Annotated in this window: 23 protein-coding genes; 12 read left to right on the top strand and 11 right to left on the bottom strand. The window is 65.6% G+C overall.

The annotated features are described in order from the left end of the window. Positions 1–33: 33 nt before the first annotated feature. From MNAB215_RS21285 to MNAB215_RS21275, 3 genes are all read left to right on the top strand, one after another. The gene (locus tag MNAB215_RS21285; RefSeq protein ID WP_077080561.1) at positions 34–891 is read left to right on the top strand and encodes an LLM class F420-dependent oxidoreductase; all 858 of its coding nucleotides are present in this window, start codon (positions 34–36) and stop codon (positions 889–891) included. Beyond that, positions 891–1622 carry a hypothetical protein gene (locus MNAB215_RS21280; protein WP_077080560.1) on the top strand — a complete coding sequence of 244 codons (732 nt, stop codon included), beginning with the start codon at positions 891–893 and terminating at the stop codon, positions 1620–1622. Before MNAB215_RS21285 ends, MNAB215_RS21280 begins: the two co-directional genes overlap by 1 nt. Before the next feature lie 221 nt (positions 1623–1843). Then, complete coding sequence (locus MNAB215_RS21275) at positions 1844–2833, top strand: alpha/beta fold hydrolase (RefSeq protein WP_077080559.1); 990 nt, start codon at positions 1844–1846, stop codon at positions 2831–2833. On the opposite strand, the gene MNAB215_RS21270 is transcribed toward MNAB215_RS21275, so the two are convergent. Together MNAB215_RS21270 and MNAB215_RS21265 are read right to left on the bottom strand one after the other, a co-directional pair. Further along, a complete protein-coding gene (locus MNAB215_RS21270; protein WP_077080558.1) occupies positions 2830–4032 on the bottom strand; it encodes a cytochrome P450 in 1203 nt (400 codons plus the stop codon). The two genes, MNAB215_RS21275 and MNAB215_RS21270, sit on opposite strands and share 4 nt — an antisense overlap. Positions 4033–4047: 15 nt before the next feature. Next, on the bottom strand, positions 4048–4710 hold the full coding sequence (locus tag MNAB215_RS21265; protein ID WP_077082208.1) for a TetR/AcrR family transcriptional regulator: 663 nt from the start codon (positions 4708–4710) through the stop codon (positions 4048–4050). Positions 4711–4934: 224 nt separating this feature from the next. Between MNAB215_RS21265 and MNAB215_RS21260 the strand changes: the two genes are divergently transcribed. Then, positions 4935–5720 carry a spirocyclase AveC family protein gene (locus MNAB215_RS21260; protein WP_425436496.1) on the top strand — a complete coding sequence of 262 codons (786 nt, stop codon included), beginning with the start codon at positions 4935–4937 and terminating at the stop codon, positions 5718–5720. A 5-nt stretch (positions 5721–5725) separates the two neighbouring features. On the opposite strand, the gene MNAB215_RS21255 is transcribed toward MNAB215_RS21260, so the two are convergent. From MNAB215_RS21255 to MNAB215_RS21245, 3 genes are all read right to left on the bottom strand, one after another. Then, positions 5726–6700: an LLM class flavin-dependent oxidoreductase gene (locus MNAB215_RS21255; protein ID WP_077080557.1), complete on the bottom strand. Its 975-nt coding sequence runs from the start codon at positions 6698–6700 to the stop codon at positions 5726–5728. A 65-nt stretch (positions 6701–6765) separates the two neighbouring features. Further along, positions 6766–7839 carry an NAD(P)H-dependent amine dehydrogenase family protein gene (locus tag MNAB215_RS21250; protein WP_077080556.1) on the bottom strand — a complete coding sequence of 358 codons (1074 nt, stop codon included), beginning with the start codon at positions 7837–7839 and terminating at the stop codon, positions 6766–6768. A gap of 12 nt (positions 7840–7851) precedes the next feature. Then, the gene (locus MNAB215_RS21245) at positions 7852–8829 is read right to left on the bottom strand and encodes an LLM class flavin-dependent oxidoreductase (RefSeq protein WP_077080555.1); all 978 of its coding nucleotides are present in this window, start codon (positions 8827–8829) and stop codon (positions 7852–7854) included. Positions 8830–9119: 290 nt separating this feature from the next. On the opposite strand from MNAB215_RS21245, the gene MNAB215_RS21240 reads away from it, so the two are divergent. Then, positions 9120–10217, top strand: a complete 1098-nt coding sequence (locus tag MNAB215_RS21240; RefSeq protein WP_077080554.1) for an NAD(P)H-dependent amine dehydrogenase family protein — start codon at positions 9120–9122, stop codon at positions 10215–10217. Between the two features lie 23 nt (positions 10218–10240). Further along, complete coding sequence (locus MNAB215_RS21235; protein ID WP_077080553.1) at positions 10241–11446, top strand: MalY/PatB family protein; 1206 nt, start codon at positions 10241–10243, stop codon at positions 11444–11446. A gap of 26 nt (positions 11447–11472) precedes the next feature. Here the strand turns inward: MNAB215_RS21235 and MNAB215_RS21230 are convergent, their stop codons facing one another. Continuing rightward, on the bottom strand, positions 11473–12204 hold the full coding sequence (locus tag MNAB215_RS21230; RefSeq protein ID WP_077080552.1) for a DUF2652 domain-containing protein: 732 nt from the start codon (positions 12202–12204) through the stop codon (positions 11473–11475). 112 nt (positions 12205–12316) lie between these two features. On the opposite strand from MNAB215_RS21230, the gene MNAB215_RS21225 reads away from it, so the two are divergent. Further along, positions 12317–13222: a haloalkane dehalogenase gene (locus MNAB215_RS21225; protein WP_077080551.1), complete on the top strand. Its 906-nt coding sequence runs from the start codon at positions 12317–12319 to the stop codon at positions 13220–13222. Positions 13223–13228: 6 nt separating this feature from the next. On the opposite strand, the gene MNAB215_RS21220 is transcribed toward MNAB215_RS21225, so the two are convergent. The 4 genes from MNAB215_RS21220 to MNAB215_RS21205 are packed head-to-tail and all read right to left on the bottom strand — an operon-like array spanning position 13229 to position 17725. Further along, a complete protein-coding gene (locus MNAB215_RS21220; protein WP_077080550.1) occupies positions 13229–14260 on the bottom strand; it encodes an amidohydrolase family protein in 1032 nt (343 codons plus the stop codon). A 23-nt stretch (positions 14261–14283) separates the two neighbouring features. Then, the gene (locus tag MNAB215_RS21215; RefSeq protein WP_077080549.1) at positions 14284–15288 is read right to left on the bottom strand and encodes a VOC family protein; all 1005 of its coding nucleotides are present in this window, start codon (positions 15286–15288) and stop codon (positions 14284–14286) included. Continuing rightward, complete coding sequence (locus tag MNAB215_RS21210; RefSeq protein WP_077080548.1) at positions 15285–16145, bottom strand: alpha/beta fold hydrolase; 861 nt, start codon at positions 16143–16145, stop codon at positions 15285–15287. The genes MNAB215_RS21215 and MNAB215_RS21210 overlap by 4 nt, the downstream gene beginning before the upstream one ends. After that, positions 16142–17725, bottom strand: a complete 1584-nt coding sequence (locus MNAB215_RS21205) for a bifunctional 3-(3-hydroxy-phenyl)propionate/3-hydroxycinnamic acid hydroxylase (protein ID WP_083746198.1) — start codon at positions 17723–17725, stop codon at positions 16142–16144. The genes MNAB215_RS21210 and MNAB215_RS21205 overlap by 4 nt, the downstream gene beginning before the upstream one ends. Before the next feature lie 114 nt (positions 17726–17839). Between MNAB215_RS21205 and MNAB215_RS21200 the strand changes: the two genes are divergently transcribed. From MNAB215_RS21200 to MNAB215_RS21185, 4 genes are read left to right on the top strand one after another with little or no spacing between them, the layout of a single operon-like run. Continuing rightward, positions 17840–18466 carry a TetR/AcrR family transcriptional regulator gene (locus MNAB215_RS21200; protein ID WP_077080547.1) on the top strand — a complete coding sequence of 209 codons (627 nt, stop codon included), beginning with the start codon at positions 17840–17842 and terminating at the stop codon, positions 18464–18466. Beyond that, positions 18463–19416, top strand: a complete 954-nt coding sequence (locus tag MNAB215_RS21195; protein ID WP_077080546.1) for an acetaldehyde dehydrogenase (acetylating) — start codon at positions 18463–18465, stop codon at positions 19414–19416. Before MNAB215_RS21200 ends, MNAB215_RS21195 begins: the two co-directional genes overlap by 4 nt. Then, positions 19413–20423: a 4-hydroxy-2-oxovalerate aldolase gene (dmpG, locus tag MNAB215_RS21190; RefSeq protein WP_077080545.1), complete on the top strand. Its 1011-nt coding sequence runs from the start codon at positions 19413–19415 to the stop codon at positions 20421–20423. The genes MNAB215_RS21195 and dmpG overlap by 4 nt, the downstream gene beginning before the upstream one ends. A gap of 49 nt (positions 20424–20472) precedes the next feature. After that, entirely contained in the window at positions 20473–20928 is a 456-nt protein-coding gene (locus tag MNAB215_RS21185) for a hypothetical protein (protein ID WP_077080544.1), read from the top strand. A gap of 12 nt (positions 20929–20940) precedes the next feature. Here MNAB215_RS21185 and MNAB215_RS21180 read toward each other — a convergent pair whose 3' ends face one another. Further along, positions 20941–21669: a 3'(2'),5'-bisphosphate nucleotidase CysQ gene (locus MNAB215_RS21180; RefSeq protein ID WP_077080543.1), complete on the bottom strand. Its 729-nt coding sequence runs from the start codon at positions 21667–21669 to the stop codon at positions 20941–20943. A 162-nt stretch (positions 21670–21831) separates the two neighbouring features. On the opposite strand from MNAB215_RS21180, the gene MNAB215_RS21175 reads away from it, so the two are divergent. Next, positions 21832–22386: a hypothetical protein gene (locus MNAB215_RS21175; RefSeq protein WP_077080542.1), complete on the top strand. Its 555-nt coding sequence runs from the start codon at positions 21832–21834 to the stop codon at positions 22384–22386. Positions 22387–22390: the final 4 nt, after the last annotated feature.

Raw genomic sequence — 22390 nt, 5'->3', positions numbered from 1 at the left:
AAGCCTGGGCCGGCACTCGGTAAGATCTGCGCGATGACAAAGCTGTCGGTGGCCACACCCGTGGTGACGATGCTGCCGCAGATCAGCGGCAGCTGGGAAAAGGACGCCGCGATCGAGGACCTGGCCCAGATCGCAGAGTCCGCAGACCGACTCGGCTACCACCACCTCACCTGCAGCGAACACATCGCGCTGCCCGCCGTCGAGCAGCAGCGCCGGGGTGCGCGCTACTGGGACCCGCTGGCGACGTTCGGCTACCTGGCCGCGCGCACCCAGCGAATTCGGTTGGCCACCAACGTGTTGGTGCTGGCCTACCACCACCCGCTGGAGATCGCCAAACGCTACGGAACCCTGGACAAGGTGAGCAACGGCAGGCTCATTCTCGGTGTGGGCGTCGGCAGCCTCAAGGAGGAGTTCGACCTCCTCGGCGCCCCCTTCGACGACCGCGGACCGAGGGGCGACGACGCCCTGCGGGCGTTGCGCGCCGCACTGTCGGTCGCCGAGCCCGCCTATCACGGCGAGTTTTATTCGTTCCACGGCATGGTCGTCGACCCGTGCGCCGTCCAGGACCGGGTTCCCCTCTGGATTGGCGGACGCACGCTGCGATCGCTGCGCCGGGCCGCGACCCTGGCCGACGGTTGGGCGCCTTTCAACGTGGGACTGCAGCAGGCGCGAGAATGGTTGGGCCGCTTTGACCTTCCGCCCGACTTCGAAGTCATCCTGCCACCCCCCGCCCTGCTCGACCCGATCAAAGAACCAGACCGCACCCGCGATGCGCTCGGCGAGACCGCCGCCCACGGCGCCACCATCGTCAGCGCCATCTTCACCCATACCTCCCTGCAGCACTATCTGGAGAATCTGCAGGCCCTCGCCGAACTTGGGGGTACTACGTAATGCGTTTCAAGGCAGGCTTTTTCAGCCTCACCCCGCCGGCGCCGGCCGACGACGATGGCAGTTATCTGCGGTGGCACCTGCTGGATCACATGCCGGAGCAGTACCAGCTTCCTGGCATCGTGCACGGGCTGCGCTGGATCGCGGACGGCGACTACCCCAAGCACCGCCTGGCGGCCCACGGACCGCTGAGCGACATCGGCAACGTCGTGCACTACCTGGTCGCCGATCCCGTCGAAGAAACCTTCGACGAGTTCGTCGCTCTCGGCCGCGCACTGCGGGAAAACGGTCGCTTTCCCGTCGCGCGGCCGTCACTGCAAGTGGCGGGGCTGCGCCTGCTGCAGTGGCACGCCGCGCCGCACGCGCTGATTTCGGCCGAGGTGGTGCCGTTTCGACCGCACCGCGGCATCCTGCTGATCGTCGAAGAGCCCACCGACGGCCGCTCGAACGAGTGGCTGCAATGGCTGCATGCCGAGCACTATCCGGCGTTGCTCGCCACACCGGGCACCGCCGGCGCCTGGACATTCGGTTCGAGCACCGGGTGGAGCCATCTACCCCGGGGGTGGCGCGCCAACCACCAATACATCACGGTCGTCTACCTCGACGCCGACCCGCTGACCACCTGCGACGCCCTGGCTCCGCTCGTCGAAGATCGCTGGCGTTCAGGCGCCGTGCGACCCGTGTTCGCCGGGCCGCTGCGGACCATGATCAGCTGGGACGCCTGGCCGCGGTGACCGTCCATGTGACCTCGCTGGTGGGCTTTTGCCCGCCTCCGAGCGACAACGTCGGTCGCTGAGCGTGCGGGCCCGCCGGTTTGTCGCTCGGAGGCGGGCAAAACGACATATCCCGAACTAGCCGCGTCCACCGCTAGCGTGGGCCCATTTTCTGTGACGCGTGAAGATCCCCGTAACCGGCATGGTTGTCTGACCTTGCTCACCTCTGACATGCTGGCGGCTTGGACATCTTCGCGGAGTGGCAAAGAGGCGCAACCGAACTTCGTTGGCGGTCAACTACTGCGGCCAACGCGGGACAAGACGTCGGTGTGTTCAGTCGCCGATGCGGCACGCCCGGCGCACCTCCGCTGGTGCTGGTGCACGGTTTCCCGACCTCGAGCATCGACTACTTCGCGTTGACGAATGAACTCAGCGCCGAGTTCGACATCTTTCTGCTCGACTTCCCCGGCTACGGCTTGTCCGAAAAGCCCCCCGAGCCCTACGTCTATTCGCTGTACGACGACGCGCGCCTGCTGGTGCACGCGATCACCGAGGTGTGGAATCTGACCGGATTCCGCATCCTCACCCACGACCGCGGCAGCAGCGTCGGCCTGATCGCGGTCGGCATGCTCGCGGCCCAGGATCCGCCGATCGCGCCGCTGGACCTGATCGTGACGAACGGCAACATCTACCTGCCGCTGTCCAACCTCACCGTGTACCAAACGGCGCTGCTCGACCCCGCGACGGGCCGAGCCACCGCGGCGGCGACCACGCCCGAGACCCTGGCGGCCGGCTTGGGCGCCAGCACCTTCATGCCGCGGCGCACGCTGGACGACCCGGAGATCGCCGCGCTGGCCAAGTGCTTTGCCCACAACGACGGGATCCGGGTGCTGCCCGACACGATTCAATACCTCAACGAGCGGGCCGCGGACGAAACCAGTTGGCTTGACACACTTTCCAAGAGCCACATCAACACCACGGTGGTGTGGGGTGTGCACGACAACGTGGCCCCGTTGCGGGTTCCCAATCACATCTGGCAGGCATACCTGAAGGACAAGCCCGGGCGAAATCGCTACTGGGTGGTGCCGGGCGGCGATCACTACATCCAATGCGACGCCCCCGCGCAACTGGCCCAGATCGTCCGGCTCACCGCGCAGGGCGAGGACATTCCGCTGCAGACGCTGGGGAACCAGCCCGACGGGGCGGTGCTGATCGACCAAAGCGCTTCTTAGCCAGTGACAACCGGCAAGCGTGCCCAACCACGCACGCTCGCGGTGTGCGCACGTTGTGCGTTGGCGTAGTCGACTTCCCAGTCGGGCCAACGGTTGAGGACCTCTTCGAAGGCCACCCGCGCTTCCAACCGGGCCAGCGCCGAGCCCAAGCAGAAATGCAGGCCCTGCCCGAAGCTGAGGTGACTTCCGCCGCGGTGGATGTCGTAGCGGTCCGGATCAGCGAACTGGTTTTCGTCGCGGTTGGCCGACGCGTTCAGCAGCAGCATGTACGACCCCTCCGGAATCACGCGATCGTAGAGCTCGGCCTGCTGCGCGACGTAGCGCGCCTGCACCGGTGACGGCGGTTCGTAACGCAGGGTCTCCTCGATCGCGCCGGGGATCAGCGAATGGTCGGCCGCAAGCTCGCGGCGTGCATCGGGGTGATCGGACAACAGCTGTCCCATGAAACCGATGAGGCGAGCGGTGGTTTCGTTGCCGGCACCGGCGATCATCGCGGTGTAGGACAGCACCTCGGTCCGCGACAGGGGGCGCTTGGTGCCGTCGGGCTCCTCGATCTCGGCCCGCAGCAGTTCGGTCATCAGGTCATCGGAAGGATGACCAGCCCGCCATTCGATGTACTCCGCGAACAGCGCGATGGTGTTGGCAAAGACACTCGCATCGACCTGGGCGGGGTCGCTGTCCTTGGTCATTTCGATGTTGGCGACGCTGCGATCCCGGATCTTCTCTTGGTCCGCTTCGGGGATGCCCAGGAGATATCCGATGGTCCGCATCGGCATCATCGCGCCCAGGTCCGCGATGAAGTCGAAGCCACCCTGGCCAACCAGTGGATCGAGCTCGCGGACACAGAATCCACGCACCATCGACTCGACCGCCAGCATGCGCCGGGGGGTGAAGACGCGGGACAGCAGTTTGCGGTGCAGGTCGTGTAGCGGCGGATCCTCGAAGAGTAGAATGCCCGGTGGCACTTCGATATTCGCGAACAGGATGTCGGCGGTGGTGCCGCGACCGGATCGATAGGTCTGCCAGTTGTGCAGCTCGCGCGCAACGTCGTCGTAGCGGCTCAGGGCGTAGAAGTTGTACTTTTCGTTGTAGTACAGCGGCGCTTCTTCGCGCATGCGCTTCCACACCGGGTAGGGGTTTGAGTCGATGTCGACATCGAATGGGTCGTAATACAATTCGACGGCGCTGGGGCTGCTCATAGTCGGATCCCTATATCAGTCGTTGCGGTGCAAGAAGCCGTGCAGGAGCGCTTGAACGAGTTCCTCAACGATCACCTCCCGCGGCGGTTGTTTGTTCCCGAAATAAGTCGAACGCAGGGCGGCCATTCCGGCGATCATCGACACCGTCGAGTGGGCCGGCAGGTCGGGATGGTCCGATCGCAGCCCCCGCAACTGCATGCCCTCAACACTGATCTGGCCGAGCACCGTTATGGCGCGCCGGATCTCGGCAATGCCGGCATCCGATTGCTCCTCATCGCTGAGGGTCTCGGATGCCATGAGCGTCAGCAGCAGACCCTGGTGTTCGACGAACACGTCGTAGAGCTGCGAGACGAAAAGCCGAGTCAGCTCTGTCTCGTCGGTCTCCTCGGGCACCACCGACTGCCAAGTCTGGCCGAACTCGTCGACGAAGCTCACGAAGGGCACGACGAGCGCCTCGCGGAACAGCGCCGCCTTCGAACCAAAGTTGCGAAAGAGCAGGTGCTCGGTGACGCCTGCGGCCTGGGCGATTTCGCGCGTGGTGGTGCTGCGATAGTCCTGGCCGGCGAAGAGCGTCCGGGCGGCGTCGAGCAGAAGTCGACGGGGCTCGCCGCGGGGCCGACGCGCGGCCGCCGCCGGCGTGTGCGCCGCAATCGGCTGCTTAGTTGCTCGCTGGGGCACCGATGTCCACTCCTCGAAACGGGCTTCGCGGTCGACGAACTTTAGGATAGTATCCACTATCTAACGGAGATAGTAGCCACTATCCAAAGAGTGTATCGAAAGGGTGACATCATGGGCGCTGTCATCATGCTTGGCACGCTGTTCGGCCTGATCGTCCTGATATTCGGGCTGGTCCTGCGCTTCGATCCCGAGGCGCGGCGCGCGCCGAGCGACGAGGGCCGCCAGTGAAGACCGAAATGACGCCCCAGATGGCGGGGGCGATGTACTTCGCCTATGTCAGCAGCATCGCGTTCCTGGTCATCGGGATCTATCTGAGCTACCGCCGCCGACGGATCCACCCACTGCTGCTGCTGAGCCTCTCGGCGATCTCGTTCTCCTGGATCGAGTCGCCGTACGACTGGGCGATGTACGCCCAGTTTCCTCCCGCGCTGCCCCGGATGCCGTCCTGGTGGCCGTTGAACGTCACATGGGGCGGACTGCCTTCGTCGGTGCCCCTTGGCTACGTCTCCTACTTCGTGATTCCCGGCCTGAGCGGCGCCGCGCTCGGACGTTGGCTGAGCGCAAAGTTCGGCTGGCGCAGGCCAATCACCCTCCTCGTGGTCGGCCTCGCCGTCGGTGTCAGCTGGGCTTTGTTTTTCAACGCCTTCACGGGGGCCCAACTGGGGAACTTCTACTACGGCTATGTGATTCCGGGCCTCGCGATCTTCGAGGGCACCAAGCACCAGTACCCGCTCTACGACTCCCTCGCCATGGGTATCCAGATGATGGTCTTCGCCTATTTGCTGGGGCGGACCGATTCCGAAGGACGGAATATCGTCGAGATGTGGGCTGACACGAAGACGAAGAATCGCGTGCAATCGTCGGTGCTGTCCGTCGTCACCGTCATCGTCTTCGGAAACCTGTTGTACGGTGCGGTCTTTGCGCCCCATCTCATTACGAAGCTGGGCGGCTATGTGACGGCGGGGCCGACCGAAGAGCTGTACCCGGGCACGCCCAACCAACCCAAATAGCGTCGTTACGAACGAGCCTGGGGCAGCACAACTTCGCCGACGCGCTTGAGATACGTCCACGCGATGTCCGGTGCCAGCCCGCCGCACAACGGCGACAGGTTGAGTACCTGACCTTCGCGGACCCTCGAAATTGCCTCTGGCACAGAGATAATGATGTGCGAACCCGGCTTCTCGCGCAGCTCGTCGACAGTGCTCACGTGCGAGAAGCCGGCCGTCGTCTCGTCCCCGGGATTCCACGCGGCGTAGGTTCGCACGTCGTGCAGTAGATGCTCGCCAATCTCTTTCCACGCCTGGTCCACATCGTCGGCGACGAACACGACCGAGGGGGTGTCGCGGCCGGGGAACATCGTCGGCCCGGGCTCATGGCCGTGCTCGCGGCACGCCTCCTCGTACGCCTCGCGCATACCGGGAGTGTCGGCGTTGCCGAGCATGCCCAGGCCGTATCTGCCGGCCCGACGCGCCGCCGCCAGCGTGCCACCACCCCACATCATCGACGGACCACCCGCCGTCAGTGGGGCCGGCGTCACGTTGATCCGGCGTCCGTCTTCTTCGACAGCTCCTTCGGCCAGCAGTCGGCGCAGCAACCCAAGCTTGTCGTCGGCGATCCGGCCACGCCTTTTGATTGCCAAGCCGAAGTGCTCGAACTCCTCGGGCCGGTACCCGAGGGCCATCGTGTACATGGCCCGTCCATTGCTGATGATGTCGAGCACGGACATGTCCTCGGCCAACCGGACCGGGTCGTAGAACGGCAGAATCAGGATCAGGTTCATCGCCAATCGCTGTGTGCGCGCGGCGATTGCCGGCGCCAGGATCATCGGCGACGGCAGGTAGCCGTCCTCGGACCCATGGTGTTCACACAGCACGGCGGCCAGGCCGCCGTGATCTTCGGCCCAGGAACACATTTCGGGCACCGCGGCATACAGCGCGGCGGGTGGTGCGCCCCACGACGGTGCACGCATATCGAAGCGCAGTGTGTACAAAGCGACTCCTCGAAAATTCGAAAAACCCTAGCCTGACTAATCTTTGTGTGACGTAGGCTACGCGCTCAGTCGAACACGTGCCGCGGCAGGGTGGTCGGGATATCCAGCGAGCTGAGCAGGCCCGGAGCCGCGTCGACTACGTAGGGAATCGCATTGACGACCCGCATCGCCGTGGAGGTCATCGCGGCATTTCCGGCGCCGTGGCCTTCGGCATCGCCGACCGTCATCGCGCAGTGGATGTCGGGGTCGCCCTCGATGTCGACGCGGTAGGTCGCATCGCAGTCCGAGGTAGGCCAGTCCGGTGCGACGTCGCGGGCCATCCGGATGATGTGTTCGAGGACGATGGCCTCGCGGCCGTCGACCACCCCCGCCGCGCGGGTCCGGACGGCGCCGCAGGTACCCGCCGGTACGATGCCGAACGCCACCTCGATGTCGCGGTGGGTCAGCTCACGGTCCAGGGAGCCGCGCACCTCCTCGATCTCGACTCCAAGACCGGCGGCGATCAGGTATAGCGGCGCCTTCCAAGTCATTTCGATGAAGCCCGGCGTCTTGAGCATCGGCTCGAAATCGAGCGGGCGGGCGAAGCCCAACCCGTTCATCATGACGTCGGCCACCGGGTAGTGGTCGTTGAGCGCGACCTCGCTGACGGTGATGCGGCGGATCTTCTTGGACTGAGTGGTCATCAGCAGGGCGAGCTGATCGGACGTGAACCCGGGAAAGATGCCCGATCCGTAGAACGACGCGTTGCCGGCGTTGGCCGCCTCTTCGAGTTCCGCGCGCCAATTCGGTGCGAAATACGCCGGCGGATAGATCAACCCCGTCGACGTCGTCGACACCACGTTGATGCCGGCCTTCAACAGCCGCACGTAATCTGGCACCGCCCCGGCCTCGCGTTCCGGGCCGCTCGCCGCGTACACGACGCAGTCGGGCTTACACGCGATCAGCGCGTCGGCGTCGTTGGTGGCCAACAGGCCCAGGGGCTCACCGCCCGCCAACTCGCCGGCGTCCTTGCCGACCTTCTCGGGTGAATGTACCCATACCCCAACCAATTCCAGGTCGGGTCGATGCCTGATTCCATCGATCGCGATCGCCCCTACTCCCCCGGTGGACCACACGACGGTGCGTATTGAGGTTGGCACTGGCCGTGTTCCTTACTGCTCGTGGGCTCGCGCGCTGGCGGCCGCGGCGCGCTCGAGATACGGCCACGCCGCCTCGGGTGCAACGCCGCCGCAGAGTGGGTGCAGGGGCAGCAGTTGTCCGCCGCGCATGTAGTCGACCGCCTCGTCGGACGTGAAGATACGGTAGGGACCGCTGTCTTCGCGCAAGCCCGCCACCGTCTCGGCACGGGTGATGCTGGCGACCGAGTCGTCGTGTGGCCGGTAGGAGGCGGCGGTCTGCGCGTCATGCAACAGGTGCGGCCCCAACTGATCCCATGCCTGGTCGACGTCTTCGGCAACGAAAACTGCTGTCGGAGCGCCGGATACGGGGAACTGAACGATTCCCGGCTGATGGCCGTGTGCGCGGCATTGCGCCTGGTAATACTCCTTGAGCTCGGGTGACGCGGTTTGCGAGATGAACCCCAGTCCGTGCGTGCCGGCCCGCCGCGCCGCGGCCTTGCTGCCACCGGCGATCAGCACCATCGGGCCGTCGGGCGACGCGGCTGCCGGGGTGACGCGAACCCGACGGCCCCGGTATTCGACGGATTCACCGCGCACCAGTGGGGCGAGCACGGCTAGCATCTCGTCAGCGACCCGACCGCGTGTGCTCATGTCAAGGCCGAAGTGGTCGTATTCCTCACGCCGATGCCCGACGCCGAACACGTACGACACCCGTCCCCTGCTGATCAGGTCCAGCACGCTCATCTCCTCGGCGAGCCGCACGACGTCCCACATCGGCAGCGGTACGGCGGCCAGCAGAATCGCCAAAACGCTTGTCCTGGCTGCGATCGCCGACGCCAGCGTCAGCGGTACGGGCAGGTGGCCGTCGTCGGCGCCGTGGTGCTCGGACAGCACGACGAGTGCGGCGCCCCGGGTCTCCGCCCACGCGCACATGTCGACGGCCGCGGCGTACAGATCGGCCGCCGGCGCGGCCCACGTCGGGGCGCGCATGTCGAACCTGAGCGTGAGCATCAGCGGCCGCCGGAGTCGGTCCTAGGGAATGGGTGACTTGCCCGCCTCTCAGCGTCAACGCGATCGACCGTTGTCGCTCGGAGGCGGGCAAAACATTGGTCGACCCTCACATCGTGCAGGTTAACCTAAAATTTGTTCGTTAGGATAGTGCTTGCTTTCTTAAACCCTTGACCGCGCGGCCTCGTGACTGTTAGCTTCCGAATCGAACGTTGGGTGGTAACAGCCGCCTGCCGCCGTAACGGCAACGGCCGCCTCAGCTTTCATCGCGCATGCAACTGAGGAGGAACAAGATGACGGCTCAGCGCGTAGTTGTGTGGGCGACGGGCGGCATCGGCTCGATCGCCATCCACGCCATCCACCGGCGGCCCAATCTGGATCTCGTCGGGGTGTGGGTGCACTCCCCCGAGAAGGACGGCAAGGACGCCGGCGAACTCGCCAACGGTGAGCCGATCGGCCTGAAAGCCACCAACGATGCCGACGCGCTGATCGCCCTGAAACCCGACTGCGTGATCTACGCGGCCAGCGGCCCGGAACGCGACGCCCTGGCCATCCCGGACTACGTCAGGCTGCTCGAAGCGGGGATCAACGTCGTCACGACCAGCACCACCCGCTTGGTCAACCCGCACGCCTACGAACCCGCGGAATGGCGCGACCAATTGGTCGCCGCGGCCAAACAGGGCCAGGTGTCGCTGTACGCGTCGGGGATCGAGCCCGGGTTCGCCGCCGACTACCTGCCGCTGGTGCTGAGCACGCAGTCGGCGTCGATCGAGAAGATCCACTCGTGGGAGATCGGCCTGTACGACGACTACGGCGTCCCCGACATCATGAGCGACGCGCTGGGCTTCGGCCGGCCGCTGGACTACCAGCCCTGGATCGGCTTCGCCGGCGCCATCGCCGGCGAATGGTCGGGGCAGATCCGGTTGATCGGCGACGCACTCGGGGTCGAGGTCCAGGAGGTCCGCGAGCATTTCGACCGCGCGGTCACCAACCGGACGCTCGAGGTCGCCATGGGCACCGTCGAGGCGGGCACGGCCGGGGCGCTGCGCATGCGGGCGAGCGGCGTGGTCGACGGCCGCGAGGCCATTGTCATCGAGCACATCACCCGGCTCGCGCATGACGTCGCGCCCGAATGGCCAACCGGGATCGGCGATCTGTCCTACCGGGTTCAGATTTTTGGCGACCCCGACATCGACTGCACCCTGGCCGCGACGCTCAAGGACCCGCAGAAGTCGGGAGTCGGTGGAATGACGTCCGGCGCGGGGGCGATGGTCGCCACGGCAATGCGTGTCGTCAACGCGGTGCCGTATGTCGTTGCCGCAGAACCGGGTCTGCTGAGTTCGGTGGACCTGCCGTTGACAATCCCCAAGCACGCGTTCGTCATCGGGTGAGCCGGGCGGCTTAGGCTGCCTGGGTGACGTCGAATCCGCTCGAGGAACTCACCCTGCAGCAGCTGCAGCGGCGGACGAGCATGAAATGGCGCGCCCATCCCGCCGATGTCTTGCCGCTGTGGGTCGCCGAGATGGACGTCAAGCTGCCCCCGAAGGTGGCCGAGGTCCTGCGTCGGGCCATCGATATCGGCGACACCGGCTATCCCGGCGGCACCGCGTTCGGCGAGGCGGTCAGCCAATTCGCCTCGCAGCATTGGCACTGGGATGACGTGGAGGTGAGCCGCACCGCGCTCGTTCCGGACGTCATGCTCGGTGTCGTCGAGGTGCTACGCCTGGTCACCAATCGGGGTGACGCCGTCGTCGTCAACCCACCGGTGTACGCGCCGTTTTATGCGTTCGTGTCACACGACGGCCGCCGAGTGATCGAATCGCCTCTCGACGACAATGGCCGAATTGACCTGGACGCCTTGGAGGATGCCTTGGAACGCGCCCGTGCGGGCGCCGGAAAGGACGCGAAGGTCGCGTATCTGTTGTGCAATCCGCACAACCCGACGGGATCGGTACACACCGTCGAGGAACTACGCGGGGTCGCCGAACTCGCCCGCCGATTGGATGTCCGGGTGGTCTCAGACGAGATCCACGCCCCCGTCATCTTGACGGGATCACGCTTCACGCCCTTCCTGACCGTGCCAGGAGCTGAGAACGCCTTCGCCCTGACCTCTGCCTCCAAGGCCTGGAATCTGTCCGGGTTGAAGGCGGCGCTAGCCATCGCCGGCCCGGAGGCGGCCGCCGACTTGCAGCGCATGCCCGAGGAGGTCAGCCACGGGCCGAGCCACCTCGGCGTTCTCGCGCACACCGAGGCATTCAAGACCGGCAGCGACTGGCTCGACCTCCTGCTGCAGGGACTCGACGCCAACCGGACGTTGTTGGGCGATCTGGTAGCCGAGCATCTTCCCGGTGTCAAATATCAATGGCCACAAGGCACTTACCTGGCATGGCTGGACTGCCGTGAACTCGGTATTGACGAAGAAGCAGCCGACGGCCTTGCGGTGGTGGCCGATCTGTCCGGGCCGGCTCGCTGGTTTCTTGACCACGCCCGTGTGGCACTCAGTTCCGGCCATGTCTTCGGAACCGGCGGAGCCGGGCATGTGCGGTTGAATTTCGCGACCTCGCAAACCATTCTCACTGAGGCCGTGTCACGCATGGGCCGCGCGCTGACCAAATCCTAGTCAATTAGCCTATTGCACAAGGTTTTTCAGCTAGGTAGCAGTTCGTCGGTGCCGCGGCCCAGGTTGCGGAAGCCATCCGCGGGTCTCTTGATGCCCAGCAGGAACGGCAGTGAGCTCAACTCGAATTTCGTGGTCATGCCCAGCCGCCCGAAGAAGCCGCGCTCCAGCGGCGCCGGCGGCGCTTCCGGCGTGGCGAGGTCGATGTAGTGCGTCGACGTTTCTCCGATGCCGTCGAAGTCGTGCGTCAGCGGCTTCGCGAGCAGGCGTGTCGACTCGTCGAGGCAGGCGGCTACCGGGTCGGTCATCAGCACGTATTCCGGCACGGGCACCGCATTTTTCAGCATTCGGTGCACCAGGATTACATCCACGCCGGCGAGCTCGACGTGGCGTTTCACCTTCTGCTCGGCCACCTCGCCTTCGTGCGCGACGAACTTCAGCGACAGGCTGTCCAGCTGTTCGCAGCTCGCGCAGTCGCAGGCGATGTCCGTTGCGATCCGCTGTCTGCGGGCCAGGAACGACTGGCGCATGCGCCGCAACCGCTCGGGTACCAGCACGTTGGCGTTGCCGTCGGGTGCCCAGAAAAACGCGGCGTCACCCTCCAACTTCGCCAGTTTCAGCCCCTTGCCTGCGTCGATCACCGATTCCAGCAACTGCGCCACCGTCAGCTGGGCGTGCGCTAAGTGCGCACGGTTCCAATGCATGTAGTTCGTGTAGCCGCCGATGTCCGCAATCAGCAGGACAGCGCGCCGAATCGCCATAGATTGGCTATTTTAGTTGCCTGACAAGCTCTGCCCAAGGAATTCTCGCACTGGACGAAGTCGCCCCGCGGAGAGAGGCTTGCAGAGGTGCCAGTCCACCGGAGGAGCTGATATGCAGGTGCTGCGAACGCCAGACTCCAGATTCGAGAACTTGGAAGGCTATCCGTTCGTAGCGAACTACCTTGACGTCACGGCCAGCGACACGCAGCCGCTGCGCATGCACTTTCTGGATGAAGGCCCGATCGATGGACCGCCGATCGTGCTGCTGCACGGCGAACCCACGTGGAGCTATCTGTACCGGACCATGATTCCGGCCCTGGCGGACGCCGGGAACCGCGTGCTCGCCCCCGACCTGATCGGCTTCGGCCGCTCCGACAAGCCAGGCCGTATCGAGGACTACACCTACCTTCGGCATGTCCAATGGGTGACGTCGTGGTTTGAGCGCCTCAAGCTGCAAGACGTCACGCTGTTCGTCCAGGACTGGGGATCGCTGATTGGTCTGCGTATCGCCGCCGAACAAGGTGAACGAATTGCGCGCGTGGTCGTGGCGAACGGCTTTCTGCCCACCGCCCAGCGGCGGCCCTCTCCGGGGTTCTTGGCATGGCGGGCCTTTGCCCGCTACTCCCCCGTGCTGCCCGCCGGTCGCATCGTCGCGGGCGGCACCGTCCGCAGGGTTCCTCCCAAGGTGCGCGCCGGCTACGACGCCCCCTTTCCGGACAAGACGTATCAAGCCGGGGCCCGGGCATTTCCGCAGTTGGTGCCGACTTCCCCCGACGACCCGGCCGTTCCGGCCAATCGAGCGGCCTGGGACGCCCTGGGCCGATGGGAGAAGCCGTTCCTCGCCATCTTCGGAGCTCGTGACCCGATCCTGGGTCAGGCCGACCGTCCGTTGATCAAACACGTCCCGGGCGCAGCAGGGCAGCCGCATGCCCGCATCAACGCCAGCCACTTCATCCAGGAAGACAGCGGACCGGAACTCGCCGAGCGCGTGCTGTCCTGGCAGAAGGCCCTGCTTTGACACACGTCACCGGGTGTTGATCAGCCGCACCACGCCGCGCATGACCGCTCTGCCGACCGTGTGACGGACCTGGTCGATCGCCGAGCCGGCACTTGGCGGCGGCGCGGTCCCCAGCCTTGGGAAAAGGGCGAGCGCGTTGCTGTGCTCGATCGCACTGCGCTCGCTCGCGCCGAGTCCGGGGTAGGTTTCCAGGCCCGCAGCAAACAGCTTGCCCGCCGCCACCGGCGCGAAGGGCCAATCGGAACCGAAGGTCAGGTGTCCGGGTTTGGCGAATGCGAGCAGGCTGGGCAAGGCGGCGGCGCTCGAAGACAACGCGGTATCGAAATAGAACCCCGCGAAGTCGTCCAGGCTGTCGGTCAGGCTGCGTCCGGTGTCGCCCATGATGGCGACCGCCATGCGATGCGACGCGTAGGGGACGAAGCCACCCGCGTGGCTCAGGATGAATTTGATATTCGGGTACCTGCGGCAGATCTGGTTGCGCACAAGCAGATACGCTGCGCGGGTGGTGTCGAGTAGGAAGTCGGCCGCGAACGGCGCAACACCGTCCACCGTGGGGCCGGGCAGGACAGCCGGGTGGATGAACACCACCGCCGACCGTGCATCCAGGGCGGCGAAGAGATCGTCCTGTCCGTCCTGGCCGAGGTAAACCCCCGCATTGTTGGCGAGCAACACCACGCCGTCCGCGTGCAATTCGTCCAGCGACCTGGCGACCTCGCCGACGGATTCGTCGACGTGCGGCAGCGGGACGGTGGCAAAGTATCCGAACCGATCGGGTTGAGCCGTGACGAGATCGGCCAGGTAGTCATTAATATCGCGAGCCAGCGCAACGGCCTCGGCGGCGCCCGTCGAGAAGGCGGTACCCGGCGTGGAGACGGACAGGATCGCGGTATCGATGTCGAGTTCGGCCATCGTCTGCAGCGACGCCTCAGGACTCCACTCCGGAAGGGCACGACCGCTCTCTTCGTCAATCTTGGCCTTTATCAACATATCTCGGTAGAACGACGGGATGGCGTGATGGTGAGTGTCGATCCGCGACATGGTGGCTCCTGCCTAATTGGCGATCAGTGGTCTGGAATACCCGCACCCGCGAGTTCCGGAACGACGTCCTCGGTGTGCAGCAGCGACGCGGCACCAGTCTTGAACTGGGTGACTTTGTCGAAGATGGTGTGCCCCTCCGGAGTGTGGCCCCAGATGCTGATGCCCTGATAGGTCGTGGGTCGCCAAGTGGTCTCGTCGACCACGATCGGATTCCAGCCGACTTCCCATTCGAAGCCGGATGGCGTGACGGCGTAGAACGACAGCTCTTTGTCGTTGGTGTGTTGGCCGACGCCGAGCGCCATCCGGAAGCCGAGTTCCTTGACCCGTTGGTAAGCGCTCGTCAGGTCGTCCAGGTCGGCGACTTCGATGTTGAGATGCTGCACCCTGGTTCGGATGGGGTTCACCGGCAACCGGTTGACCGCGGCGATCGCGATCGAGTGATGGCGCTGGTTGACCCGCAGGAAGCGGATCTTCATCTTGACGCCGCTGATCGTCTCGTCGATGTAGTCGGACAGTCGCGCGTCGAACACGGCGGTGTAGTAGCCGCGCACCTGATGCGGCCGAATCGTGGTGACCGCGACATGGCCGATACCCGCTGCGCCGGTGACGAATCCGCCGGCCACCGCGGCCTGCAGCGGCGAATCGGCGACCCGCTCGCGGGTGAAGATCTCCTGGGTCAGGCCGTTGGGCCCGGGAAATCGGGCCAGCCGTTCCACCCCGCGCAGGGCGGCCTCGTCGTCGGTGCCTTCGGCGACGGGCACACCGTGCTGTCGGACGCGGGCGAGAATGGTGTCGAACGACTCGTGGCCATCCAACTGCCAGCCGAGCGCCGTGACGTCCTCGGCGCCACCGCGTTGCAGCAGGAACCGGCACTCGTGGGAGTCGAGCCGGAACCGCATCGCGTCCGTCGAGGCCTCGTCGAGATGCATCCCGATGGCATCGCGACCGAATCTCCGCCACTCACTGAGCTTTTGGGTTTCAATCACGGCGTAGCCCAGATGAACGTTGCCGAATACCGACGAGCTCATCGCTCATCGCCCAAGAATTCGATGGCCAACCGGTTGAACAGCTCCGCGCGTTCCCACTGCATCCAATGTCCGGTGTGTGCGGTCATGACCAGCTCTGCATTCGGCAGTAGGTTGAGCAGCATCGGGCCACCGGAGGGTCGGTTGACCTTGTCGTCACGGCCCCACAGGATCAGAGTCGGAGTCGCGAGGTGTTTGAGCCGTGGGTCCCTGGTGAGATCCATCCGCCACAGGGTGCGCAGGGCCGTCAACCCGGACGGCCGACGCAGCGGCGGGTCGGCGACCACCTCGGGGTCGATCGATGCCTGGTAGCGCAGGTCGATGAGGTCGTCGGGCACCGATGCGCCGTCGTACACCAGGTATTGCCGGATGAACGCGGCGAGCTTGTCGCGGCTGGGACCGTCTCCGGTGTAGTAGGACAGCAGGCTTTTCAGCCCGGCCGTGGGAAGACCCCTCGTGGTCCCAATTCCGCCGGGCCCCATGAGGACGAGCTTGCCGACGCGGTCCGGGGTGTCCAGCGCGAGCCGCAGCGCCGCCGCGCCGCCATACGAGTTACCGATCAAATGTGCGCTGTCGACATCGAGTTCGTCGATGAGGCCACGCATTGTGTCAGCGAGGTACCCGAACGGGTCGGCCTGGTCGACGCCTTTGATCGATCTGCCGTAGCCGGGCATGTCGGGCACGATGACCCGGAAATGCGGTGCGAGAGCGTTGATATTGCGCGAGTAGTTCGATACGCCCGACGCACCGGGGCCGCCGCCGTGCAGCATGACCACGGCCGGCCCGGTCCCGGCTTCGCTGACGAAGATCGGTTTGCCGGCTACGTTGACGATGCGCTCGGTCAATTGGGCGGTGGTCATGCGCTCACTCCAGTGCGAATGGGGGCGGAATACGAAAGATCGGTGAAACCCGCCGGCGGTGGCGGCAGTGGACGTCCCGAATCGACTCCGGCGAAGACGAATCCGTCCGGACGTACGACGACGGCCGCGGCCCTCTTGCCTCGAAGCCAACGGGCCAGCGTGCCGTCGTCGTCGCGGATAGCACCCGCCGCCGGCTCGCGACTCGTGACGGCCAGCGAGCAGGCTCCGATCCGCCGCCATTGATCGGTGCCGACCGGTGCCGCACCGAAATGCAGCACCGTCCAAGCCCCGCCGAGGACGTCGTCCAACCGCAACCGCTCTCCGGTGGAATCGGTGACCCACGGCTGCGGCAGTTGCCAACGCACCGAGGCATGTGCCTGAGGTGCGAAAAACCCTGCACGGTAGCGCGCATCGGGAATCCAAATCAGCTTCTGCCCGCCCGCGAGGACCCCAGGCAAGCGCGTCAAGTTGCGTAACAGGTGATTTCTTAGCCACGCCAAGGGCTTTCGGCGTTCGGTGATCAGCCGGCCGTTGCGTACTGCCCGGCGGGTGACCTCGGTGACGTGTGGCTTCCGTTCGGCCTGATAGCTGTCGAGCAGAGAATCGGGTGCCCGCCCGCGCACTACGGCCGCGAGCTTCCAGCACAGATTGGCCGCGTCCCGCACCCCCGCGCACATCCCTTGGCCGATCCAGGGCGGCATCGCGTGCGCTGCATCGCCGGCCAGGAAGACGCGGCCGACGCGCCACCGGTCGGCGACGCGCACGTGGTGGCTGTAGATGACGGCGCGCAGGATCTTCACCTCGTTCTCGGTGATGCCCTGCTGATGCAGAACCGCCCACACTGCTTCGTCGGTAACGAGTTTCTTCTCGTCCTCGCCTGCGCGTGCCGGGTACTCCCAGCGATGATGCCCCAACGGCGTAGGGCAATCCACGGTTGGACGAGCGGGGTTGCAGTGGAACCGCAGCCGGTCGTGGCCGTCCCACTCTCGGATTACCTTGGTGTCAATGACGACCCACCGTTCGGTGTAAGTGCGCCCCGCGTAGCCGACCCCGAGTAGGCCGCGGGTCGGTGAGGATCCGCCGTCCGCGGCGATCACGTATGAGGCGCGCAGACGCTTGAGGCTGTTGGTGCGCAAGTCCGCCAGCATGAGTTCGACCCACGATTCGCTGTTCACCGCGCGCAGGCACTCGTGTTCGAGAAGCACCTCGACGTGAGGAAACCGGGCGACGCCTTGGCGGAGCACGTGGTCAACCGCGGGTTGATAGAGGAATTGCTGCGGCGGATGCCCGCAGTCGCGGGGCGTCATGGTGGTCTCGATGAAAGGCACGCCGTTGGCGTCGACCCAGGCCAGCGGCCGGTCGGGCAGCATGTCCTGTTGTAGGCGATCGGCCAGGCCGACGGACTGCCAGATGCGCATGACCTCCTCGTCGGTAGAGATGGCTCGCGCCCGCCCGTACACGTCGGAGTCGCGTTCGATGACGACAACGTTGAGGCCAAGGCGGCCAAGCAGATTGGCAGCGGTGGCACCCGTCGGCCCGTAACCGATGATCGCCACGTCGTAGATCGAATCCTCGTTCACTGCTGTCTCGCATTCGGGTCGGGCTTGTTCTGTAATGATCACTACGGTAGTGTAGCGATCACTACGATAAAGTCCGAATGAGCCGGAGTCAAGGCCCAGCAGCAAGGAGTCAAAGTGGCCAGAGGTGACAAGCCACAGCGGCGACGCCGCGTCGACGGTGAGGCATCCCGAACCCGCATCCTGGATGCGGCCACCGAGATCGCCAGCGAACGCGGGTATGAGGGAGCCAGCATCGCGCTGGTCAGCGCCAAGTGCGGGCTGCCGGCCAGCTCCATCTACTGGCATTTCAAAGACAAGGACGATCTGATCGCCGCGGTCATCGAACGCAGCTTCGCCCAATGGCTTTCGGCATGGCAGATGCCCACCGAAGGCACCGGACGCGAGCGCATGGTCGCGGTGGCCATGCAAATCGCCAAGGCATTGCTGGACGCCCCCGACTTCCTGCGACTCGGCTTGATGCTCGCGCTGGAGCGACGGCCCGTCGAGCCGCGGGCACGGGCGATGTTCGTCGCCGTGCGCGACCAGGCGTTCGAGACGCTCACTCCCGCCATCCGTGACCTCGCCCCCGGCTTGACCGACGCACAGGTCTACCAGTTGGCGACCTACGCAATCGCCGGCGCCGACGGCCTGTTTGTTGCCAAGGAGATCGGCGGCGACTCGATTGACCTGCCGGCACTGTTCGAGATGCACGCGACCGCCCTCTACGACAGCGCAGTGCGCATGGTCGCCGAGTCCGAATGACCTCCACCCAGCGATGGCCGGTAGCCATCATCGGCTCCGGCGACATCGGTACCGACCTGATGATCAAGATCCTTGAAGGCGACGGCCCGCTCACCGTGGGGGCCATGGTCGGCATCGACCCCGACTCAGACGGGCTGGCCCGCGCACGGCGAATGGGCGTGCCCACTCTAGACGGAGTCCGGGCCCTGCTGGGCAGGCCGGGCTTCGCCGACATCAAGCTCGCCTTCGACGCAACCTCCGCCAACGCGCATCGCGCCAACTGGGCAGCACTGCGCGACAACGGGATACGCATGCTTGACCTCACAGCCGCCTCGATCGGCCCGTTCTGCGTGCCGGTTGTCAACCTGGACGACCATCTCGACGCGCCTAACCTCAACATGGTCACCGGTGGCGGGCAGGCCACAGTGCCGATCGTCGCCGCCGTCGCCAAGACCGGAATCGTCTCCTACGCCGAGATCGTCTCGTCGATCTCGGCTAAATCCGCCGGACCGGAAACCCGGGCCAACATCGACGGATTCACCGAAACCACCGCCACCGCACTGCGGGTGGTCGGCGGCGCACAACGCGCCAAGGCGGTGATGATCCTCAATCCCGCCGATCCCCCGGTGCTCATGCGCAACACGGTGTACTGCCTCGTCGACGGGGACGCCGATGACCACGCGATCGAGGAGGCCATCGTCGACATGGTCGACAAAGTTGCCGCTTACGCGCCCGGCTATCGCCTGAAGCAAGACGTGCAGTTCGAGGTCTTCGATCGGGACCGCCCGCTGTACATCCCGGAGACGGGCAAGTTCACCGGCACCCGCGTCACGGTGATGCTGGAAGTCGCCGGCGCCGCGCATTACCTGCCCGCCTACGCCGGAAACCTCGACATTATGACCTCTGCCGCCAAGGCCACCGCCGAGCGCTTGGCCGTTCACACTGCCGAAACTGCAGGGGCCGCAAAATGACCCGGCACATCTACGTCAGCGACGTCACCCTGCGTGACGGCATGCACGCAGTGCGCCACCAGTACAGCATCGAGCAGGCGACCACGATCGCGCGCGTTCTCGATGAAGCGGGAGTCGAATCGATCGAAGTCGCCCACGGCGACGGGCTGGGCGGTTCGAGCTGCGTGTACGGCTTTGGGGCACATACCGACCTGGAGTGGATCGAGGCCGTCGCCGCGGCCGTCCGCGACGCGAAGGTCGCGACGCTTCTGCTGCCCGGCGTCGGCAGTATTCGCAATCTCAAAGACGCGCGCCACGCCGGCGCCACCGTGGTACGCATCGGTACCCACTGCACCGAAGCCGACATCTCGGCCCGCTACATCGCCGCTGCACGCGACCTCGGCATGGACGCCGTCGGCTTCCTCATGATGAGCCACTTGACCACCCCTGCCCACCTGGCCGCACAAGCCAAGCTCATGGAGGGCTACGGGGCCGCCTGCGTCTATGTCGTCGACTCAGGCGGGGCAATGACGATGTGCGATGTTGCCGACCGAATCGACGCGCTGCGCCAAACACTTTCGCCCACAACCGAAATCGGCATCCACGCCCACCACAATCTGTCGCTGGGGGTGGCGAACTCCATCACCGCGGTCGAACACGGCGCACACCGGGTGGACGCCTCGCTGGCGGGCATGGGCGCCGGTGCCGGCAACGCGCCGCTCGAGGTGTTCATCGCCGCCGCCTCCCGGCTCCGCTGGGACCACGGGTGCGACCTGCACCGACTGCAGGACGCCGCCGACGACCTCGTCCGACCTCTGCAAGACCGGCCCGTGCGGGTCGACCGCGAAACCTTGACGCTCGGCTATGCGGGCGTCTACTCGAGCTTCTTGCGCCATGCGGAAGCCGCCGCTGCCCGCTTCGACATCGACGCCCGCACGCTGCTTGAAGAGGCCGGTCGACGCGGCATGGTCGGCGGCCAGGAGGACATGCTCGTCGACATCGCACTCGACCTCACCGAGTCGCACTGAATACCGCTTTTGCTAGTGCTCATGCACCCTCGGGTGAAACGATCACCGCATGGACATGATGACGATGGGCCTGATGGGCACGGTCGTGGGCGCGTCGGCCGTGGGCATCGCGGGAGTTGCGAAGTCGGCCGCCGATAATCTGCTCCCGGGGGTTGTCGGCAACACCCACAACAAACACCAGATGAGGATCCACCTGCATACACAGCGCTGCGACGCGATCCAACGGTGGCGGACCGGCCTCGCGCAGGCGCGAGACGCCTACCGGCAGTGGGAATGCGGACCTCGCAGTGACGACCCGCCCAACGTCGTCGGCGACGAGTGGTTCGAAGGCCTACGCCCGCATCTGCCCAACACCGGCGAAGCGGCGAAATTTCGCAGTGCTCACGAAGTCCATTGCGACAATCCGACTCTCACGCTGCTCTCGCTGGAGATCGGCCGCGTCGAACACGAATGGGCAGAAGAGGCGAAGGGCCGCAGGCGTCGACCGCGAAGCAGGAACAGATAACGGCGGGCCGCGTCAGCCCGTCACGGCAAGCACAGCCGCGGCAAGCTCGGGACGGCAGACGACAAGATCTGGCAACTTCGGATCCGGCTGGTTGTAAAGCAGGTCCGACCCGTCGATGCGTGAAGTGTGCAGACCCGCGGCACGGGCGACCGCCACCGGGGCCGCCGAATCCCACTCGAATTGGCCGCCCGCGTGGACGTATACATCGGACAACCCCTGGACGATGGACGCCACCTTCGCTCCGGCAGAACCCATTTCGACCAACGTGCCGTCCAGCGCATCGCGGACGGCCAGCGCGATAGCCGGAGGCCTGGTCCGCGATACCACGATGCGCGGCTTGGGCGGCGCCGCGGGTGGTGGGTCAACCCGTGGTGTCGCCAGCGTAATTCCTTGTGCCGGTAGGGCTACCGCGCCGGCGATCAGTTCTCCGGCCTGCCACAGCGCGACGTGTACCGCCCAGTCGTCGCGGCCGAGCTCGGAGAACTCCCGGGTGCCGTCAAGCGGATCGACGATCCACACCCGCTCGGATCGCAGTCGCACCGGGTCGTCGGCCCCCTCCTCGGACAGCACCGCATCCCCAGGGCGCTCAGATGTGAGCGCGTCCAGCAGAAAGTCGTGGGATCGCTTGTCTCCAGCCGCTTTTCGCTCGCCGGCCTCGGCGTCGGCGAACTCCTCGCGCACTTGGAGCAACAGCTGCCCCGCCTCGGTCGCCAACCGCCCGGCCAGCGCGTGATCACTCATCGCGAACTCCTATCTTGGTAGCGTTGACCAAATTTACCGTAACACGTTACTTTGCGGTCAGGGCGCCGACCATGACGCATCTGCCATAACCTAGTGAACGTGAGCGGGGGCAACGTCACGTCCTGGGGCCGGTTGCGGCACACACCGCGGGGGCAGCTAACGGTGATCGGCCTTGTCCTGGCCATTGTGCTATTCGGCGTGCTCGGCTTCGTCGCGGTAAAGCTGGCGCAGGGGCATAGCAGCACCTCCGGTCAGCCCACTACCCCGGCGCCGCCGGAAAGCCTGGCCATACCGGGCTGCTACAACCCGTCGGTCCGGCCCACCGAGCGCCCGAAGAAACTCAACGTGGTGGGATGCGCCAGCGTTGCCGTTGCACTGCAAGACATGTCATGGACGACGTGGGGGCCGCAGGGCGCCGACGGGACCGGTACCGCGGTCTTCAAGATGTGCGATCCGAACTGTGCGACCGGATATCAAATCACCAAGCCGGTCGTCGTTCACGCATGGAATCCGCAGCCCGCGCGCCGCGACGCCATCTGCCAGGTCGGCCTCAAGATCTTCAACGACATGATCTTGGCTTTCCCGCAAGGCCCCCCGCCACCGACCGCGCAGAAGATGGACACCCAGTTCAGCGGGATGCCGGCGGTGCACTACGTCGACTATTCACCGAGCAACACCGGCGAGACCGAGTTCATCGGCTACACCTTTTGCAACTAGCCGT

This window comes from Mycobacterium numidiamassiliense (genome assembly GCF_900157365.1).
Lineage (GTDB): Bacteria > Actinomycetota > Actinomycetes > Mycobacteriales > Mycobacteriaceae > Mycobacterium > Mycobacterium numidiamassiliense.
The sequence above is the reverse complement of the archived record's forward strand: the minus strand, read 5'-3'. Positions and strand labels throughout refer to the sequence as shown.

Bases quoted from the DNA above. Each gene is read 5' to 3' on its own strand.
- MNAB215_RS21230 (WP_077080552.1), bottom strand. From the start codon at position 12,204: ATGGCGATTCGGCGCGCTGTCCTGCTGATTGCGGACATCGGCGGCTAC.
- MNAB215_RS21240 (WP_077080554.1), top strand. From the start codon at position 9,120: ATGACGGCTCAGCGCGTAGTTGTGTGGGCGACGGGCGGCATCGGCTCG.
- dmpG (WP_077080545.1), top strand. From the start codon at position 19,413: ATGACCCGGCACATCTACGTCAGCGACGTCACCCTGCGTGACGGCATG.
- MNAB215_RS21195 (WP_077080546.1), top strand. From the start codon at position 18,463: ATGACCTCCACCCAGCGATGGCCGGTAGCCATCATCGGCTCCGGCGAC.
- MNAB215_RS21185 (WP_077080544.1), top strand. From the start codon at position 20,473: ATGGACATGATGACGATGGGCCTGATGGGCACGGTCGTGGGCGCGTCG.
- MNAB215_RS21220 (WP_077080550.1), bottom strand. From the start codon at position 14,260: ATGTCGCGGATCGACACTCACCATCACGCCATCCCGTCGTTCTACCGA.
- MNAB215_RS21285 (WP_077080561.1), top strand. From the start codon at position 34: ATGACAAAGCTGTCGGTGGCCACACCCGTGGTGACGATGCTGCCGCAG.
- MNAB215_RS21225 (WP_077080551.1), top strand. From the start codon at position 12,317: ATGCAGGTGCTGCGAACGCCAGACTCCAGATTCGAGAACTTGGAAGGC.
- MNAB215_RS21270 (WP_077080558.1), bottom strand. From the start codon at position 4,032: ATGAGCAGCCCCAGCGCCGTCGAATTGTATTACGACCCATTCGATGTC.
- MNAB215_RS21245 (WP_077080555.1), bottom strand. From the start codon at position 8,829: ATGCTCACGCTCAGGTTCGACATGCGCGCCCCGACGTGGGCCGCGCCG.
- MNAB215_RS21180 (WP_077080543.1), bottom strand. From the start codon at position 21,669: ATGAGTGATCACGCGCTGGCCGGGCGGTTGGCGACCGAGGCGGGGCAG.
- MNAB215_RS21215 (WP_077080549.1), bottom strand. From the start codon at position 15,288: ATGAGCTCGTCGGTATTCGGCAACGTTCATCTGGGCTACGCCGTGATT.
- MNAB215_RS21280 (WP_077080560.1), top strand. From the start codon at position 891: ATGCGTTTCAAGGCAGGCTTTTTCAGCCTCACCCCGCCGGCGCCGGCC.
- MNAB215_RS21210 (WP_077080548.1), bottom strand. From the start codon at position 16,145: ATGACCACCGCCCAATTGACCGAGCGCATCGTCAACGTAGCCGGCAAA.